Here is a 21,844-nt window from a genome sequence, read left to right on the forward strand (position 1 = left end):
GGGCCGGGTGGGAATCCCATCTCCCCGGCACCTCTGCTCGATCCGGAGGCACTCGCGCCGGCGAATGTCGACGTGTCGGTGCTGCCCGGATACCTCGGCGGTCAGCGGCTGCACCAGGCTCGGCTCGACAAAGGCAATATGGTCGCCATCACCGACGGGGGCCGGTACAAATCGGTGGACGAGGATTCCACCGGCATCTATGAATTCGCCTACGGCAAACGGATCGCGCAGCTCGCCATCGTCTGCGACGGGGTCTCGTCGTCCGACCGGTCGTGGCGCGCGGCCGACGCGGGTGTCTCCGCGGCGCGACAGTCGTTGCAGAAGGACCTGAAACGCGGCCGGATACCGGTCGAGAAGGCGACGCAACGGGCTATCGAGGCGGCCAACGTCGCGGTCCGCAATCTTCCGGGTAGGCCGACGACGACGATCTCGCTGGCGGTCGTGGTGGAGTCGGACGACCATCGGACCGCTGAGGTCACGTACGGGCGTGTCGGGGACAGCCCAGTGTACGAGAAGGCGCCCCACGCCGCTCGCAACCGGAACAGGCCGTCGCTGCGGCTGCTGACCACGGACGAGCAGAGCAACGAAGACCTCAACCTTCTGTACTACTATCTCGGCAGCGATACGTTGCCGGAGAACAACATTCATACGGTCATCGTGCCCGCCGGCACCACGATCGGTGTGTTCAGCGATGGCGTCACCGGCACCCGCGGCGCGTATCTCACTGATGAACAGCTGGAACAGATCTTCGACAGGCATGCCTCCGAACCACTGATCGAGACCGCCGAAGCGATTGTCTCGCTGTCGTTGCAGAGGCCGATACGTTCCAGGAACCACCACGGCCAATTCGTCGAATACCACGACAACATCTCGGTCGCCCTCATTCGGGTCGGAGCCCGGAGTTCCGGACCGGCGCACCCAGGACGTGCGGAAGTTCCCCGGCACGAACCGGGCTACACGCGGACCATCGCCGACGGCTCCGGGATATCAGCCCCGCACCATGATTCGGCCGGCCGACGCCTGCGGCGGCGCGGTCTCGGCCGGGTATCGCTGTCGGCCCGACCGGGACCCGCCCGCATCATCGAAGCCCAGCCCGGCACACTGTCGGCCGCCGGCACCTCCGACATCGCGGCCGCCCGAGGCGCAGCCGCGGTAACGACCACCGACCGAGCCACCCGCACGCACAACACCCACCAACCGAATCGCCGCCGCCCCCAAGGCTCACGCCGCGCCCCCGCGGGCCGCCCGGCCCACACGAACCGGCCCGGGGCCCAGCTCCCCGTCCAGGCGGTCAGCGGTTCGCGGACTCCACACCGTGAGGCTAATGATGGCTCCGGTCAGCATGTCTCGGCCCAACGTGCACGTGGATCGAGCGAGCTTTCTGGCACACCGCAGGCCGGTGCCTCTGATTTCCTTGCCGGGGGCGGAGAACATAACGGCGGCAACGGCACTCCGCCGCCACGGGGCGGGTCCGATGACGAGCGGCCCGAGCAGTCCTTCGTGCTGCATCGGGGGAGCCTCGAGGAAGTGGAGCAGCTTCGCCGCTTTGTGCATGCTGCGCTTGCTGATTGGCCGAATCGGGATCGCGCCGCCGACGCCGAGCAGCTGGCGTCGGAACTGGCTGTCAACGCGGTTAACCGAGTTCGCGGGGACACGACGGTGGCCGTTCGCGTTCTCGGTGACCGGGCGCGAATCGAATTCGCCGAGGGCGGACGTGATATCGGCTTCCACAACCACGACGTCGGCAGTGAACGACGCCTGATGTTATTGGAGGAGCTGTCGGACGACTGGGGTATCACCTGGCCCGAGGACGTCGAGTCCGAAACCAAGACAGTGTGGTTCGAGGTTGGCGCGGATGAGAATCGGCATGCTGAACGGCAACAGTCTGTCGAGACTTCGGTATCGGGCGATCATTCGCCGATTCGATCGATAGTCGAGTTGCTCCGCGAAGGCATCGGGAACAGCGCGGATGTTGATCGCAACAGTGTGCTGCTGCGGGAATTGCAGGGAGTAAACCGGCGATTCGACCAGTTCGGGATGCGCGTCACCCGTGCGCGCTATGTGAACGTCGACAGCATGGAATCCCCGGCGTTGGTATCGATCCATATGGATGTGGTGCTCGAGGACGCCGACGGCAGCGAGGTCGGGCGGATGACATGGTCATTCCATCTCGAGGCCGGAGACTATGCCTACGCCGAATTCAAGACGATAGGTCTGAGCCGCCTTGTGCGTGGCCAGGGGTTGGCCAGGGCGATGGTGTCGGCCGTCGATGAGTATCTGCGTGACTCCGGCGTCGGGGCGTCCTACGTCAGTGCGGCAGACGAGAACGGGCCGATAGCGCAGGCCATGCTCGGCTACACGTGGTGGACGGAGCCGAGCAAGCTCGCCCACTCGATCGGCAATATCCGCAAACGAATTCGGCAGGCAGCGCGCACAGCATCGGCGGAAGATCAAGAGTTGCTCGACCGCATGCTGGAGGCGTTCGACGGATCGATTGCCAATTACCCGTCACCGCGTGAAATCGTCACTGGGCGATTCGGTCGGGTGGGTGTCCGGGTGCTTGGGCGCTCGCATTGGTGGGGAATCAAGCATTATCGATCCCGCACGGGCTCCCGGGGTGAAGTCACGTTGCCGCCGGGAACCGACCGGGCGGCGGTGCTGGCGGACGCACGAGCGGACCTGCGCAGCTATCTGCTCGATAACGGCTGGACCGACGAGGCGCAGATCGCAGCGGCGCAGAATGTGCTGACCCGGCTTCCGGATTGGCAGGAACCCCGCACTGATGTGGCGGTTCTGCACTGGGAACTGTCCGGTGGGCCGGGCAACCAGACCCTCAGGTTCTCTGTGCGGGAGTCGATTTACGCTACGTCACAAACATTCGATGTGCTCCGGTCCGATCTCGCGGATGCGGTGGCGCGGGCCCGCGCTGGTCGGCCGCCGAAGGTTCGCACCGGAGTCGGCGGCTACGCGTGGGTCTGCGCGTATATGCATGCGCTGCTGCGGGATTGGCCGGTGGAAGATCGCGATCGCGCCGTCGAATTCGTCGCCGGCCTCCTGGAGCGCCTCCATTCGGATGGCGAGGTGACGCTGGATCTTCAGGTGCTGGCGCAGGACCGGGTGCTCACCGGTCGGATACTGGGCGAATTCGACCGTGCCGCGACATTCGACGTTGCCGTGCCGTCACTCGAAGGTACGAGCGCGAGGTGGCGCATTACCGGTGGCGGCGAGCGGGCCGGTGTCATCGCCTTCGATCTGCACAGGCCGATCGGTCCGAGGCGGACCGCGACCGGCCCTGCCGACCCGGTCCGTGCGACCAGGCAGTTCCAGTTCGCCCCCGCGGCGTCGAGGAATCTGGGCGAGCTGCGTTCGGGGCTCATCGAGACCATGATGGGCATGCCGCCCGGCGGTTCGAGGCAGCACGACGAGGCAGGCAATTTCGTCGGATTCGCCGACCGGCCACTGGATGTCAGCATTGCCGCGGACGCCGTCGTGCTCGCTGTGTACGGTGTGGTCGCGCAGTCCGCCGAACCGCTGACCGTGACGGTCGAGGCGACCGAGGCCGGTGCACTTCGGGTGCGGGTCGCCACCGCCGAGGGAACCATCGTGTGGTGGTCGCAATCCCGCCCGCCGCAACCGGATTCGGAACTTCTGTACCACCCGATCACCCATCGGTCCGGGCAGCTGACCGTGCCGGAGAGCAGTGACGCGTCCGCGGTGCCCTACCTCCCGGACCCCGAGCGGATCTCGCTCGAACGCGACGCACAGCTGATCGTCGCCGCTTATATGACGACCCACGGCATCGATGATCTGGAGCGAGTCGTCGCGGCCCACAATGTGGTCGCCCGATTCCTGCGCCGGACCTTCCCCGCGAGCGAGACGGGAGTCCTGGGCTACGAGCTGATCTCCGGTGCGGACGGGGGGCCCGTCCTGCGACTGGTTCACACGAACGCCGCGGGGCAGGTGACCGGTCCGGAATGGATGCTGCCCCTCGCGGCCGTCTCGCCCGCACCGGAACTGCCGGGTACCCTGCGGATCCTCGGTGATCCCTGGCTGACCGGACACTTCCGTGACATGCTGGTCGACCGCCAGGTCGTGGCGCTCGCCGCCGCGGATCCGATCGTGTTCGAGCTGGACCCGCGTGCGCCGTTCGCCGCCACGGATCTGCGCCGCCTGATACCGAATATCCCAGTGCCGCAGCAGCAACGGATACTCGAGGTAGTTCTGCGGTTGCGCGACGAGGCGCGCAGGGCCGGTGGCATGCTGACGGTGGCCCTGGTAGACACTCAGGACGGTCTGCGACTGAGGATCGGCATCGCCGGACGGTACGAGGCGGTCGGGGAGTACTCCGTGCTGGAGTCGCGGACCGCCAGGACCCGCTGGTTCCGGACGGTGCGGGCCCTGGGGCCGACGGATGCGCATTTGCAGGAGTGGGACTCCGGCACCATGGGCTTTGCCGAGTTCGATCTGCCCGACGGCCTCGGCGAGCAGTCGGCGACCCGGCCGCCGGATGCGGAGGCCGAATTCCCGCTGGAGGCAGGCCGGATCGATCTGGTACCCATCATCGATGAGCTGACGGAAGCGCTGCGCGATCGTGGGTGGGGAGAGCCGGAAGCTCGGGCCGCGGCACATGTCCTGGCCGCGTTCGTGGCCGCGAACGAGTTGGGCGACAACGGTGATGCCGCGGTGGGCTGGCGGATTTTCGGGGAGCCCGGGCACGACACTGTGACATTCGCCGGTGGCCACAATGATTCGGCGGCCCAGCAGGATCTGACCTTCACCCAAGATTGTCTGGTGACCGCGGCGCGGGCAGGGGCGCGGGGTGATTCGTGGGAGGCGAGCTTCGAGACTGCGGCGGATGATGCCGCGCCGGGTGCTCTGATCTGCCCGGAGCTGTACGCCTATCTCGAGGCTCTGTCGGAGATATGGGAGCCTACCCGCCGGATTCAGGTCGCGGTGTTCATCGAAGCCGTGATGGCGCAGGTGACCCAGTACGGTCGTGCGGATTTGGTGCTCACCGCAGGCAGTTCAGTGCTGTCGGGGTCGGTGCGTGGGCGATTCACCGACGGGGGCATGCCGACCGAGGAGCTCTGGCCGTATCTCGACCACGAGGCCACGTCCTGGTACGAGATCGAGGGCGAAAATGGCGCTACCGCAATAACTTTCACTCTCGAGCAGGAGAGCGCGCACCAGCACGCCGAGCAGGAGCGAGATTTCGACGTCTCGGGCCGGAGTACGACGATTGTCCCGGGCGATCCACAGGGTCTGAACGACCTGTACACCGGTGTAACCGCGCTGTTGCTGGCCAATCGTCCCGTGATGCCCGAGGAGATGCCGCCGGATATTCGTGCCGCGCGAACCGCGGCCGTCGAATACGTGCGGCAGGAATCGGCGCGGGCGCAGCGCCCGCTCATCGTGAACTATTCGGTCAGCCCATCCGGTCTGCTCGACATCGCGATCTCCGAACCGACGGCGGGCGGGGGCGCGGAGTTCAGTTCGGCCCTCGTTCTGCGTCCCGAGGGGGACCACGACTCGGCCCGCTCCGACCTGCTCTATCATCCGATTCCCGGCCGCGTCTTCGACATGACCGTCCTGCATGCCAACGGCGCCAGCCGGGTCGATGACGATGCTCTGGAGCTGCTGGCCGGGCATCTGTATACCCACCAGTGGACCGACGACGAGGTGCTGGCGGCGCAGGCCCTGCTGACCCGGTTCCTGCGCACGCACTTCGCGACCGGCGAGACCGGGGCACTGACCTGGTGGTTGGAAGGTCCGCCCAATGCTCAGACCTTGCGCATCGCGCGTCCCGATGCGGTCGATCGGCCGCACACCGAGCTCCGCCAGACATTCCTCGACCGTGGGGCATTGGCCGACGAATCCCTGCTCACCGATCCATGGCTGGCCGACCATTACCTCGGGCTGCTCATGGGGGACGGCACCGACGATATTCCGCTGATTGTGATCCCCGCCGAGATCGGGCCCGAGGTGGACCACGAGGAAGCCGTCGCGATGCTCGAGCGGTGGGCGTCGTTGATGGTCGAGGTGTGGATGCCGGATGCGGTGGATGCGATCCCCGACTTCGGAACCGCGGCGCGGACTGCCGTCGAGCAACTGGCCGGTGCGGAACGGGGACGGGTGGACCTGGCGTTCGTGCAGACCAGCGACGGTGTCGTACTCCGATTCGGAGTGGTGGACGGCAACTCACGGTCGGCGGCAGAGCTCGAGGCCGCCACCGGGGAATGGACAGGCCGGGTCGGCGCGATCGGCGCGCGCGCTACACACCTTCAGCCCTGGAGCGAGGGCACGATCGCGATAGGCGAACTGCCACTCACGGATGCACGGATCTCGGCAGGTCAGCTCGCCTATGTCATGAGCGCCCGGTCCAACGAGCAGATCGTGACGATGGCGTCATGGGAAGAGAGTTCGGATCCCCGGCCGTCGATCGGCGCCGCGGTGCGTAATGCCCTGCCGTGGTGGGATTCGAACGAGATCGCGGCCATCGAAGACGCGGCCGCGACAGTGGCCGAAGCTTATCCGCCGGGCACTACACCTGCGACGGTCAGCGTGCTGCGCGTCGGCCCGCCGAGTGCCGGGCGGGTGCGCGTGGAAATGAGCGGTCTGACCATCAATTCCCCCGACGTGGCCCTAGCGGTCGCCGAACTCCAGGCACGGGGCTTCACTGCGGTGGCAGAGCCTGGATGTATGTGGTTCGAATTCGCCACCGATATGCTGGCCCCGAGCCTGCGCTACGACTGGACCACCTATCGCCTCGACCCGGATCTCCAGGCGCTGCCGCCCGCGCTCCTGGCGGCCGCCGCGCACGCCGCGACCATGATGGTGTACTGGACGTCGCACGCGAATCGTATCGGGCAGGAGCGGACTCGCAGGGCCGACGCCGAAGGCTGGGCGGATCTGACCGAACAGCAGCAGTCGGCATTCGTTCTCGCCGACCCGGACGCGGTGACCTCCAACTACTGGATGCTGCTGCAGGTCCGCAAACGAGTCAGTGCCCTGCTGCTCGCGGAGGCGATCGAGCTGCCGGAGAATATGGCGGCCGCGCCGCAGGACCCTGATCAGCGGCTCACCGAGGAATGGTTGTCGCTGATCGCCGAGATGATGGTCGCGGATTCGCTTGCCGATCCGGATATCCCGATCGAATGGTGGGTGGACCGCACCGCGTTCGACGGGCGTGGCCAGCTATCGATGGAGATCGGCCGGATGGGCGACGGTCCGCTGGATCTGTTCGTGGTGGAAGGTGGCAGCGAAAGGATCGAGGCACAGGTCCAGCGGGCACTCGCGCACCATCGGGAGACCGGGAATCCGGTGCTGCTGTGGTTCGGCCGGGGCGAGGCCCCCGGCACGCTCACCGGCGGCATCCGGTTGACCCGGGAAATCGCGGCGCTGGTGGAGACCCTCGGCATCACCGATATCAGGACGTTCTCCGAGGGTGAGGTCGGACGAACTCTGGTCGCCCGCCTGTTGGTGGACGATGCGCTGCGCAATCACATTGTGGGGGCGAGTGTGTTGCTCCCGTTGCCGGACTCACCCGGCTCGGATGTGGGAAACGATACGAGCCCACCGAGGGTGAACCCGGACCTGATATCCGATGCGCCGCCCGCCCGGACCGGCTGGACACTGCTGCGCGCCGGCGCGCGGGGAACGGGCCTGCCGGGAGAGGTTGTCGCCCAGGCACAGTCGGCCCTGAACGAAGGACTACGCGACTACCCGGACGACGTCGCCACCCGCCGTATCGGGGATATGACGCTCGCGCTGGTCACCGAGTTGCCGTTGCGAGACAACCTCGGATTCCTCACCGTGACGCGTACCGGCGTACTCGGTGCGGCCCGGGTACGCGTGGAGTTGTCCGGCATCGGTGCCACGCCCTCGGCCGAGCTACGCGAGCTTGCGACGCGCAATCACGTTGAGCTGCATGATGATTCCGAGCACGGCCGGGTGTGGTTCGAATATCTCGACGGCGCCGAGTCGTGTACGACGACCGCCTGGTCGACCTACCGCCCCGATCCGGGTGGACCGCGGCATCCGCGGGAGCTGAGCGCCCTGGCGATGCACGCCCTGTTCGGCCTCGGTCCGGGGGTGGCGGATCTGCTGCGGGACGGGATGATCGATCGAATTCCGGCGCACTTCGCCGAGACCGACGACGACGCCGCCTGGCTAGCGCGTGTGACCGATATGTGGGATGGCCTCGACGATCACCATCGGGCGGCGCTGATCGTCAGCCTGACCCAGGCCATGGCCTTCGAGTATCCGGTACCGCGTGGTGGCCGCCACCGCGCGTGCGCATTACTGCACGACGACTGGGCCGCACGGATGGACAACCCGGATCTGCCCCTCGGCGGGCGGATCCTGCGGCCGCTGACATCCATGCGAGGGGTCGGGCGCCTCGTCGAGACGTGGCAGATGCTCGCGCAGCGGATCTCACCGGATGCCCCGCCGTGGGTCGGATGGCTGGCGTTGCGCCCGGGCGCGGGCTATATGGCTGTGGGCATGTGGCCCGCGCCCGGCACCACGGACGGTCATCCGCCGGTCACCATCCTCGTGCCCGGCGTGGACGGCGGCGGCACCGGCGATGTCCCGGACTGGGATGCCCGATCCGCGATGGAACGGGCCGAACGGTTGTTCGAGGCTTCCGGCCGAACCAGGGCGGTGGTGGTGCTGTTCGCGCGCGACACGTCGACGGCGCCGGAGGATCGGCAGCGCGCCCGGCAATGGCTGCGGCGCACCTACCGGGAGCTTCGCGCGATGGGTGCGCCCGACGTCACCCTGGTCGGCGACGGCACCGGAGCAGCGTTGACGGGGGCCGTCACCGAGGACCTGGGGCCCGAGACGTCGTCCGATCACGAGACATCCCAGCTGGCAGTGCCCGCGGTTCAGGACCCACTGGATCTGCTCGGCATCACGAATCTCCCCGGCCCCGAGCGCAGCCGGCTCGAACGGGCGCTGCGGCAACGGCTGCACGCGTACCTGCCGCATCGACTCGGCCTGGACCTCGACCAGATGCTGTGCGTCGAGGGGTGGGCAATTCGGCTGTTGCGCAACCAATTCCCAGTCGACCAGGGTTTGATCGCCCGGTGGAACCTGGTCGAGCGGGACGGAAATCCGGTACTGGAGTTCGCCCGTGCCCGGCCCGATGATCAGGTGGAGCAGCAGTGGGAGTTGCCGCTGTCGTTGCCGTCCATGCCGCTGGAATTGCCGGTGGCGCAGGACTTCTTCCGGCATCCGGAACTGGCCGAATTCTTCGGTGGGCAACTTCTCGATGGACATGTCGGCACTCCGCCGCCGCAGCCGGCCGAGCTGATGGTGCCAGAGCATCCGGACGGCGAGGCGCTCAGCGCGAATCTGGATGCCGCGCTGGAACCCTTGTCGGCCACGCTCACCGATACTCGGCAACGCGCGGCGATGACCGCGCTGGCCCGGATGGCCCTGGGGCGGCTGGTCCGGACCGGTCTTTCCGGCACACTGACCTTCGCGCTCGTCGATACCCGGGACGGCGTGCGACTGCGGATCGGTCGTGCGGATCGGACCGTGCGACGCGGTCATCGGTCCGAAGCCGACTGGCGGGCGGAGCTGGCGCGGGCCGAGGCCGACTGGGCCACGGATCAGGCCGATGGCAACCCCACCGATATCTATATGCAGCCCTGGTCCGGTGGCACCGTGCGATTCACCGAATTCGCCCTGCCACAACCCGGTCCGGAGGAGCCGGACCGTGACCGCGCGTCGGGCCGGTCCGACGCCACCGCCGAGTTCCAGCTGAACCCGGGCACCACCGATGCGACGGCCATCCAGGACCAGCTGCGTGCGGCATTGCGCAGCCGCGGATGGGACGCGCCGACGGCGCGGGCGAGCGCGGTTACGCTGTCCCGGTACCTCGCGGTGCACGAATTCGGGCGAGCCCACTCGGCGACGCTGCGGTGGCGGATCTCCGGCGAGCGCGGCCGCGACATTGTGACTTTCTTTGGTAATCACGACAATTCGCTTCAGCCCAGTGCGGAGTTGAGCGTCGTCGAGGAAGTCATGGGCCATGCGTGGCGAGCCGGCCGCCTGAACGACCCGCTGGAGCTGGAATTCCTGCGAGCCGACGCGGTGCCCGCCGAACTCATCCGTCCCGAGCTGTACGCCTACCTCGAGGCACTGCCGCAGATCTGGGAGCCGGGCCGTCGTGCGGATACTGCGGCGTTCGTCGAAAACCTGATGCTTCGGGTGATTTCCAGCGGTTCGGCTCGGCTGGTGCTCTCCGAGGGCGGGAACATGCTGTCGGGCGCGGTGCACGGCAGATTCTCCAGGGGCATCGTGGACGGGTTGGCTGTCTGGCCCGGACTGGAACAGGAAACGCCGTACTGGTTCGCCCACGGCGACGAAAGTGGATACAGCACAGTCGGATTCGTATTCGAGCCGACTGCTTTCCGCAGTACCGGCCCGGCCCACGAGGGTTTCTCCGCGACGCTGCGCACCCTGACCATCGATCCCGAACAGACGTGGCTGCTGAACGACCTGTACGCCGATGTGACCAGTCTGCTGCTGGCCAGCCGCACCGATATTCCGGACGAGGTGCCCGCCGACATCCGGGCCGCCCGCACCGCCGCCGTCTCGTACGTGCGACGCCTCCTCGCGGATGCGGTGTATCCGCTCGTGGTGACGCCCTCGGTCACGGCGTCGGGTCTGCTCGAGATCCTCATCGAAGAGCGTGCTGTCGGTAGTGGCACTCGTCGTTCGTGGCTGGTGATTCGGCCCGAGTACGGGTCGAGCGGCCGCACCGGCCGGGCCCGCACGATGCTCGTCCACCATCCGATTGCCGAGCGCTCCTTCGAGATGACCGTCCTGCGGGAGAACGGTGTCATCCTCGTCGAGCAGGATGCCCGGAGTCTGCTCGCCGGGCACCTGCGCACGCACGACTGGACGCAGGATCAGATCCTGGCGGCGCAGGCCGGGCTGACCAGGTTCTTACAGACCCGCGTCACCGGTCGGCCCGGGGCGGTGCGATGGCGGATCGACGGTTCGCCCGGTGAGCAGAGCCTGTACATCGAACAGGTCGACGGCACGAACTCCGCACCGGTCCTCGAACTCCACCAGCGCATCCGGGTGGCCGGATCGCCAGAGGCCATCGACTTCCTCGGAAATGACTGGACGGCAGGGCATTATCGTGAACTGCTCATCGGAGACGGTGCGGCAGAGAGCATTCCGCTCGCGGTCACCGACGTCCCGCTCACCCCGTACGCCGATCGCGAGGGGGTCCTCGCGGCGCTCGATCCGTGGCTGACCCAGGCCCTCGGACGGTGGCTTCCCGATGCGGTGAATATCCGGCGCGACATCGATGCGGCCCTGGATGCAGCCATGGCACAGATCGATGGGCCAGGTCTCCTCGGTCTCGCGCTGGTCCGGACGGGCGACGGTGTGGTACTTCGGTTCGGCGCGATCGACCGCAACCGCCGGAACGACTCCGGGGCGTTCACGACCGCCGCGGGGGAGTGGGCGAACAGAGTCGGCCTCGTCGGCGGGCGAAATCCGCTCATACAATCTTGGCTGCACGGCACGATCACCATCGGGGAACTGTCCCTGCGTAATTCGGGCGACACACTCGATTTTCCGGACATGGCGCGGCGGCGCCGGGACGACGAATCAGGAAGGCGGCCCCGCAATTTCCGCGAGTCCGATAGGGATCGGACGCCGGGTCCGGCCGGTGACCCGCTCGGGGCCATAGGTGGGATCCGGCCCGGCGTCTCAGATCGGAGGGCGGGCTCGCCCGCCACGCCCGCCGTGCCTGTCGGCAAGGGGCGTGCCGGAGCGATCGCCGCGTGGCTGCGGGGTGTTCGTGAGGCGCAGGAACTCACGCCCGAGGAGTTGGCGGCGGGCCTGGGTGTGCAGGGCAGTCTCATACGCGCGATCGAGGCGGGCCGGGCGCCGTCCGGACATGTGCTGTCCGAACTGCTGGACCGCCTCGCCGCCCGCGGCGTGATCCCGCGCGCCCGGCGGCTACGGACACGGCTGAGCGTGCCCGGACAACGCGGCGGGGATGCGGCTGCCGAGCTCTCGGATCTCGACGTGGTCTGGGTCGAGCGGATCACCGACCTGCTCGAACAGCTGTGGCGCAGCGCGAATTTGGATCAGCAGGACTGGGCGGCGAGAGTCGGGCCGGGCACCGTTGCCGATACTGTCGAGAAGAATTGGCTGACTCCGAATGTGCTCCTCGATCAGGTGATCGCGGTGGCATCGGCCAACGGTGGCGACCGGACCCTCGCAGCGGTCCTGCGCACTGTGCTCGGGGCCGGCGTGCGGCGCGCCGGCCTGCGCACGTTGCGGGAACTGTTGCGGGTCGGTTGGCCGGTCGTCGATCCGCCGAGTGATTCGCCGGAGGCCGCCGGGATCAAGCTCCGGCTGATCACCGCTGCTCGCGATGCCCTCGGGGTCGACGTGATGACGATGCTGCGTGCCGACGTGGCGGTCGAAGTCGTCCGGGAGACCGTGCGGGTCATCTACGACGCGTTCACCGACTTCGTTCCGCCGCACGGGGTGCTCGATACCACGGCATTGTCGACATTGCGACGGGTTGTTCTTGTGCCGGGCGCGCAGCTTGTGGCCGCGGACGGTTACGAAGCCCTGGCCGAGGTGAAGCGGATCCCCGCTGTCGATGGCGAGATGGAGACCGAGATCTGGGTTGCCGAGGAACGGGTGACCGAGCTCGAACGGTGGCGCAGTGCGTTTGCCACCGAAATCGACTTCGGGGCCATCACCGGCCCAGATGTCGACCCCGGCGGGCCGTTGAACGTCGTTCGCTACGTCATCGGCCACGAACTGTTGCATCTTGTCACCGACATCCAGTTTGTCCGGGCCTTCGCGGACAAGCCCGTTCGGAAAACTCCGGTCGGCAGATGGTTGCGGCGATACCACGGTATCCTGCGCGACCTGGGCCTGGTACTCGTCGATTTCGAGGACTGGTTGTACCGGGTTCCGGATTACGTTCTGCACAATTTCCAGGAGAGCCTTGCCGAAGGCCCGCTGGATCTGTGGCTGAACAAGCGGCGCACAGGATCCGGTCCAGGCAGACTGGCCGACCTGGCGGATCCGGGCTTCGCATTCGGTGCGTTCAACGCCGTGCCCGACCGCAGCGCATTCCTCGACAAGCTCGGCCGGATTGCGGCGTCGACCGCGGCGGCGCAGGGCGAACGAGGTCGCCACCTGGAGCGCCTGCACCTGGAGGCCGCCTGGCAGCGGGCACGCGAAGGCGTCAGAACCCTGCAGGATTCACCGAGGCGGAACGAATGGGAGGCCGCCGCAGACCTTGTGGGTCGGTACGACGATATGATCCGCATCCAGGACGAACTGGCGACTCGCCGGATGCGCGAGCGTGCGGACCTGCATGCCGATCGGGCCCGGTCCGCACGCGCTGCGGGACAACGAGTCTCGGATCCCTACACGCAGCCTGTGCGCCGCCGAGGGGCGTGGGCGGACAACGTCGCGCTGGCGATTCAGGCGGCGGGTGACTACTACGGGAACAGGATTCGACACGAGGATCTGGCTCCGCAGCGGGCCGCCGATGGTTATCGGGATGTGGCGGCGCTACTGTCCGAGGCCGGTCGCGGTGCGGTGGTGTACGACCCGCGCACGCAGCAGTGCACATTCGTGGTGAACCACGGTGGTGAACTCGTCCTGTTCGACCGTGGCGGGAATCGGACGGCGACCCTGCTGCCGGAGATGATGGCCGCCGGCGAGGTTTTCCTCTGCGAAGTGGATGCGGGCGGCCTCGCCGTGCACCGCGACACCGTCGCTTGGCCAGCGGGGTTCGAGCCTGCCCACCGCGCGGCAGTGCGGGCCGTACAGTCGGCGGTCGACGAATCCGACCCGGGCGCGGACCCCGTACTGGCACGCCGTGCGGCGCGACAGCCCTCCGATGACGGGCTGGGCACCGGGCTCGACCAGTTGACGATTGCCGCGCGTCAGCCGGTGGGCCGGACCGAACTGCAATGGCTCGCGCAGGCTACGGGCTCGCCGGCGGCGGTGCGGGCGGCTGCGCAGTTGATCGGCTTCGGCGCCGGTCCGCACAATGCCGCCGCGGTGACCGTGCAGGTGCGCCGGGAGGCTGGAAAGGTGTTGCTACAGTTCGCCTTCCGCGGCGACAAGGTGCTCGCTGAGGAGATCTGGGCGCAGCGGCTGCGCGCCGGGCTGACACAGCTCGATCCGCGGATCACCTTCGCCGCGGAGCAGCCCGCACATGCTGCCGGACAACCGGTGCTGCTGGCGGAGGTTGTCGTGCAGCGGCCGGGCCCGGTGGTGTCGCTGTCCTTCCAGCCGGGTGAGCAGCAGCGGATCCAGGAGATCGGCGCCGCGATCGCCGCTGCCGTGCCCGGAGAGCACGCACCACCGATGACAGCCGCGGCCGCCGCCGTGGTGACCGCTGCGCTGCGTGCCGCCGATGGACCGGTCGAGCTGAGAGTTGTTGCGGTAGAAGGACGCCGCACCTGGGTGCTACAGGTCCGCGAGACCCGCCGCGGGGCTTCCACGGAAGCTGCGATGCGTGAGCTGCTCGACACCACAGCACTGTCGTGGGGCGTGCAGATCGAAAGAACCGGCCGGGCCGTGGTCGCCGAATTCGGTCCGCAGGCCGCGGCGACCGGTCCGAGCACCGATCCAGATGTCGAGCCGATCATTTTGGACGGCACCGCATTACCGCCGTTGCGCGGAGTGGGACCGCGGGCCGCCGCGGCCATCGAGCGGATGGTGGCCGCCATACCCGCCGACGGCACCGCCCGTCTGACCGTCACCAGGCAAGCGGACGGGGCCATCGCGGCCACCCTCATCGATGAACGCCGCGAACCGATCGTGCCCGGCCTCGGGGCGGACCCGCTGGCAGCCGGCGGAATACGGCGGTGGTCGGCCACCCTGTACCGGTCCGTCGACGGCACACCCGCCGGTCGTCAGGTTCGCGTCGTCTTCCGCTCGGAGCGTCGAGACAGCTCGCGACGTACCGTAGTGCGGGGAACCTCGCGCACCGCGATCGCCTCCGCCGAGCAGATGTCGTGGAGGCGCCGGGACGGCGAATCCGCCGGACCGCGCCCCAGCTTCCGGAGCGGGACGGGCGACGGCGAAACCGTGGCGGAACGTCGTGACCCGGTCGTGCGGCAGCTGCGGTCGACCGAAGCCGAGCTGCGATCCCTGGTGGCGCTGGACCGGGAGATATTCGGTGACGAACGCACGGCCGGATACGACACGCTGGGTTTTCTGCAAGCGAGATACGGGAGTCATTGGTTCGGCCTCGAAGAATCCGGCGCCCTGCAAGCGTTCTGCCTCGGCACTATGGATACGACCGATAGGACCGGGCGTATCCACCGCGTCGGTGTCGCTCCCGGTGCGCGCGGCCGGAGCCTGAGCCGACGTGTGGTCGGCGAAACCGTACGCCAGTTGTTCGACGACGGCGCCGAGCGGATTCAGGTCTCGGCGGATCCGGGCAACGAGGCGATGCTCGGGCTCCTGCGAACCATGGGCTTCAAGAAGCTGTCGAGAACCGGTTCCGAGAGTGTCATGGAGCTGGTACGCCCGGATATCACGGCGAGTAGGGAGGCCACCACGCAGGCGGGGCCGGACGACATCGACTTCGAGCGGACCGGGGTACCGGTAGCGACGGTCGATCTCCAGGCCATTGCGAGCAATATCAGCACGTTGCTCACCATTGGCGGAGGTGGCCGGCTGTTCGCGGTCGTGAAGGGGAACGGCTACGGGTACGGCGCTATCGACGTGGCGCGTACGGCCATGGCCACCGGGGCCAGCGGGGTCGTCGTCGTTCACCTTCGCGAGACCGCTGCCTTGCGGCGGGCCGGATTCGAGGGTCGCATCCTGACGTTGATGGATGTATCGGCAGGCGGTGATTACAGTGCGGCGATCGGGCTGGACCTGGATATGGGTGTGTCCTCACTGCAGGACCTGCGGGAGATCGTGGCGTCCGTGCGGGCTCTGCGGGAGGTCGTGGTGTCTGTGCGGGCTCTGCGGGAGCCAGCCGAGGCCGACGGCAAGGACCTGCCCGGCCCGGCGACTATATCGATACAGGTCGAAACAGGCCTGCATCGCGGCGGTGCGACAGAGGACGAACTCGAACAGCTTTTCACCGAGGCCAAGGAATACATCGACGACGGGTCCGTCGTACTCAGCGGCATCTATTCACATTTGGCCAATGCGGATGTCCCGGAGAATCCGACCAATGATGAGCAGGTTCGCCGGTTCCGGGAAATTCTCGCGCTCGCGCACGGGATCGGATTGCGGCCGAAATTCGAGCATATTGCCGCGACCAACGCGGCATTGAGCCGGGATGACGGATTCGATCTGCGGCTCGGCCATGCGATCTATGGGCTGCCCGCTCCGGGGTTCCCGACTCATGGCCTGATCCAGGCATTGACGCTCACTTGCCGGGTCGCGCAGGTCAAGCGCGTCAAAAAGGGGGCGCGGATAGGTTACGGCGGCGAATTCACGGTCCCCGAAGACGGATACATCGCTGTGGTACCCGCCGGATGGTGGGACGGCATACCCAAGGTCCCGGCCGAGCGGCAGGGGGTTCCCGAGGAGCCGCTGCAGATTCGGATCGACGATGCGAGGTACGACGTCGTCGGTCGAGTATCGATGGATCAGAGCATTATCTGGCTGGGCGACAATGTCGCGCTGAACGCTGAAGGTCGCCCGGTCCGGAAGGTCCGCAAGCATGACCGAGTGGTGATCGTCGATTCGACAACCACTGACTGGCGTCTACTGGACAATCTGCTGAAAGGCCCCCGCGACGGCAACCAGGTAACCACCGTACCCATCTGGTCGCGGCCCGGCACCGATGAACACCTGGGTGGGGTAGCGGGCGACCGCCCCGGCGCCGGCCTGGGCGACCGGGTCGCAGGCCGGCGGGACGGTTCCGCCGGAAGCCGTGCAGCGTCCCATGATTCGGGGCCGGCACATGGCCTCGTCGGCACCGGGCAGCGAACCGGATTCCGGGATCTGCTCGCCTCTATGCCGTTGCTGGTCACGGGTCATGAGCGTGGAATCGATGCCCTGGTCGTGGTGGCGGCGACGGGTCTGGCAGTCGGGGCGCGCAGACTGGTCGCGTGGCGCCGGGCGGCAGGGACGACGCGGCCCGTAGATCGTCCGGGCAGGCATCGGGCAGCGGCGGTCGGCGGAACGGGATCGCGGCGGGACGCGGACACCGGCCGCCGTACGACCGGTGGTCCGGGCGCCCGGCGCCGGACCGCGGCCGGATCGAATCCGCACCGGCGAACCGCTGCGGATTCGCGATCGGGTGGTTGGAAGAGGGTGTCGCACAAGCGCATCACCGATCTGATCAGACGTGGACCGGCAGCCCGCAACGCGGCGTCCGGTGCCGACTGGGCGCGGGCTGCCGGGGAATTCCGGCAGCGGCAGGCACGGTTCACCGGCGCGGCAGCCACCCCGGCCATGCGTACCCGGTTGGCGGAACTGCATGCGGCCGATATCGAGCAGGTGCGCCAGGAGTTGCGGGACCGATCGCGCGACCCGCAGGCCGCGTGGTTGCGTGAGCGCATCGATGCCCTGACCGACGACGGCTGGCTGGATCTCGCCGAGGAGGTACTGCGGCGCAGTGATCGGCCCGCGGCCGAATATCCGGCCTGCGCCCGGGCGATGCTGACCCGTCACGCCGTGACGATGGGCCTGGCGCGTTCGATGGTGGCGGATTCCACCGCAATCGCGGTAGCCGAGGGGATTTGGCTGTTGCCCGCCGATGCAGCGGGCGGCGAGCAACGGGTCCTGATCGCGTCCGCCCTGCGTGATCCGCGTGCGCTACTCGATCATTTCGCATCGCGACTGCGCGATTCCGGCCGCGAGATCATCTACCAGCACCTCGACGTGGGTGACCGCGGCCTGCGCGCGATCACCGGACAGCAACCGCAATCGCTGTCCGACACCGAATTCGGGCTGCAGTACTACACGAACCCGGCGGCCCACGCCTACATCGATGAGCTCATCGCCACCGCCGATCATCAGCGAGCGGCTGCGGCCGCCGAGGCCGGACTGGCCGGCGCGGCGCGTGCTGCGCGCTACTGGCTGGCGCCGGTCCCGGAGTCCCCGTCCCGCCGCGATGGATCCACCGCGACTGCCGAGCGTCCCGAAACACCGCTCGAATCAGGCGAATTCGTGCGGGCGGAGCCGATTCGGGAACCGGCGACGAATATCGCACGTGCGCTGACGCTGGCGTTGTTGTTGCAGTCGCCGAATGTGAACTTGTGCGGCCCGGCAACGGTTTTGGACTTTGCGCGGGCTTCCGGACGGGAGACGGGCAGGGACGCGGAGGGTGTCGAATACGAGGAGGAATGGGCCAGGGTCTGGTTGCCGCCCGTCGATCCGCGAAACGGTGCGCCCGCGGCGGAGGTGATCGGGAGTTCCGGTGGTCGGCCCCAGTACTTCACCGATCTGCGTGCGGCGTACGACCTGGTGAGGGCGACGGGCCAGTGGTATGAGGACCCGAAGCATCCGGAGCGGGGAGGCCTGCCCGACGGCGGTGTGTCGCTGATCGTGACGGTACCGCCGCGGGGTGCGGAGCCGCTGGGCCACGCGTTCCGGTTGGTGTACACGCATCCGGTGGGCGAGCAGGCGCGGGTCGAACTCATCGATGTGCGGGCCGGTCGGTCGGGTCCGATCGAGCGTCCCGCTCCCGGCGGCGGTGCGGTGTGGGGTGGTCTGACCGTCGACGGCTGGCCGGTGATGTCGCGAGATGCCGTGCTCGTCGATCCGGAAACCGGTCACGGCGCGGACTTCACTGTCGGTGCGTCGGATGGGGAGCCGGCCGGGGCGCACAGGAGCCGTGCAGGGCAGCGCCGGATTCCGGCGGTTGGGCTGTCGGAGCTGGCCCGGTCCGCGGCGGACGCGGCGCGCGCGGGTCACCGATTGCACCTGGCTGCCGGACCTGCGCGGAGTATGCAAGTTCGTGCGTATGTCGATGCGTTGCTGCGGGATTGGCACGAGCACGACCGTGATCGCGCTGTCGCGTCCGTTTCCGAGCTGATCGACCAGGTCGGTTCGGATGCGGACGTGACGCTGCGGTTGCGGGTGCTGGGCGGGGATCGAGTGCTTGCCGGGCGGCTGTGGGGCGAATTCGACCGTGCCGCAACGCTCGACGCGGGATTGACCGTGCTGGAAGATGCGGCGGCGAGCTGGCAGATCATCGGAGCGGGCGACCATGCCGACACCATCGCCTTCGAGTTGCATCGGCCGGTCGGTCCGGCTCGCATCCCGACCGGGCACACCGACGAGACCATGGAAAGCCTGCGGATACGTTGTGCACCAGGTGATTTGACAAACCTGAATGAGATGCGGCTCGATCTCCTCGAGGGCTTGATGAACACCCGCGACCAGTTCTTCGTGTGGGATCGGTCCGGCGATTCCGGGCAGCTGCCGATGGACATCACCCTCACCGCCAATGCCGTCGTGCGGGCAGTGGGCACGCTGGTGGTACTGGCGACCGGTCCGCTCACCATCGAGGCACAGGTCACCGAGTCCGGAGCGGTGAGCGTCGAAGTCTTCGATGCGGACGGCGCGGTGGTGTGGTGGTCGGCATGGCGTCCGGTGCACCCCGATTCCGCTGTGCCGTATGTGCCGATCACGGATGAATTCGTCGAGCTGACGGTGCCAGGATCCGATCCGGACGCCGGGCCACACTACATTCCGGGCAGCGAGCGGCGCGGGATCGAATACGACGCGCGGTCGATGGTCCTCGCGCATCTGATGACCCACGGTGTGCAGGATCCCGAGCAGCTTCGTGCCGCACAGGGTTTGATCACCCGGTTCCTGCGCCGGAACTTCCGCACGGGGGAAACCGGATTCCTGCGGTGGGAACTCGTGCCGGGCGAGGACGGCCTCGTCTTGCGATCGGTACGGGTGGATGCCACCGGGCTGGTCCTCGGTCCGGAGTGGCTGCTGCCGATGCTGCGGATCTCTCCCACGCCGGATATGCCGTTCACCCGGGCAGTTCTCGGCGACGAGTGGCTGACCGGTCACTATCGTGAACTGCTGACCGACGCGCGGATCTCGGCGTCGGGAACCTGGTCCGATGGATCCGTCGGTGCGAGTCCGATCCTGTGCGAGTTGAACTCGGTCCAGATCGTGTCCGCCGCGGTATTGGATCGGCAGATCCGGCCGCTGCTGGCCAATCTGTCCGTGGCGCAACGCAACAGGATGCGGGAGATCATCACGCGGCTACTGGCCACGGCCGTCGAGGGAGGCGGTGTGCTGACTCTCGCCCTTGTCGGCACGCAGGCCGGGCCACGCCTGCGCGCCGGCATCGCCGCACCGGATACGGCGCTGTCACGACTGTCCCCGGTCGGTCTGCGTGACGCCGAGGCCGACTGGCTGGGGTCCCTCGCGGGTCTCGCCCCGGTGGACGCACACCTGCAAGCCTGGACCGGTGGCGCGCTTCGCTTCGCCGAATTCGATATCCCCATGGCGCGGCGCACCGGCGCACCGGCCGCCGCCCAATGGGATTCGCGGGCAGCGGCGACGCTGCGTACCGGGGGGCGCGGATCCGCGGGCATTTTCGACGGCACGACCAGCAAACCCGTTGCTGTTCGAGCGGACTCGTCCGGATCGCCGGACAGCTCGGAATCCGAGGACTCCGAAGGCTCCGAGGACGAGCGCTCCGACTCGCTGCTCATGATGGATTTGTCCGGCCAGGGCGACAATCCGCCGAATCCGCCCGCCGTGCTCGTCTCGGGCGAGAACGAGGGCCCGGGCCATGTGACCGCGATCTTCTTCGGTCGCGGCGCCGATTGCGAACAAGCGGTCGACGAGGCGATCACACGCGCTATGCGGGGCTGGTCCGATCCCGACGAGGCCCGTCGCGCCCGTATGGAGATCTTGGAGGTGGTCGTCCGCTACGGATACGAGTATCCGGACAGCGAGGGTCTGCTGACCATCGCGTTCCTGGACCAGCCGCCGGACAGCGACTATCCCGGGCGGCACATCCAGATAGACGTTTCGGGTGATGAGCAGTTGCCACGCGGCGCGCTGTCCGCGAACCGGCTCGATCCCGGCATCGAGCATCACCGCCTGACCTTGGATTACCACGAGTACGAGGGCGTGCCGGATGACTGGCAGCCGACCGAATCCGGCAGTGCCGGATCCTGTTTCGCGCGCGCCCGAGTGATGTACGCGCTGTTTCATCTGGATCCGGCCGCGCGCGCCGAATTACGCGACGGAAACATCGTGCGAGCACTGCGACAGTTGGTGCCGTCGGACACTGTCGAGGGCGTCGTCGAGCAGGCCGTACGGAATACGAGATGGTCGGCGACCCGCCTGACGAGGGCGGATCTGAGCGCGCTTGTCCTGCTGGGCGCCCTGTTCGGCAACGCGGTGGGATGCCTGCCGCCGCAGGCCGTACACGCGGCACACATCATCGAGCAGGCGCGGATCCACCGGTCCGCGCCCGAGCATTCGCCGCGGCGGCGGCGTAACGGCGAACAGGTCCGGCGGGCCTTCAGTGTCGCGTCCCACAGGCTCGGTGAGGAACTCGCCCTGGTGCCGGTGGAGATGCGGGATTACAACGCGGGTGCGTACGACGACAATGGCTCGGCGACGGCGGTGGTCGGCGATGCCTCATCGGCAACCGTGGCGGTGCACATCCTGTCCGGGCTGCGGCCCGACGCCGAGTCGGGCAATCTGGCGGATCTGTCCGACGATATGGACGACGCCGTGTCCCTGTATCTCGCACTGCGGGAGGCGATGCCGGACCAGGAGCCGGTGATCTTCGTCTGGGACGGTCACGATCGGCCGACGCCCGATACGGTCGGCGCGCAGACCCCGTCCGCGGCCGAACACGCCGGATTGCAATTTCGTA

The 21,844-nt window shown here is 67.8% G+C and carries 1 protein-coding gene (cut by a window edge); it reads left to right on the forward strand.

All coding sequences use genetic code 11. From position 1 onward, the window contains the following. On the forward strand, positions 1 to 21,844 hold part of the coding region annotated (locus JZ791_RS34705; protein ID WP_216900583.1) for a GNAT family N-acetyltransferase (this coding region is incomplete at both ends). The annotated region continues 6,000 nt past the right edge of the window; 21,844 of 27,844 annotated nt are visible.

This window comes from Nocardia alni, assembly GCF_019038435.1.
Taxonomy (GTDB): Bacteria; Actinomycetota; Actinomycetes; order Mycobacteriales; family Mycobacteriaceae; genus Nocardia; species Nocardia alni.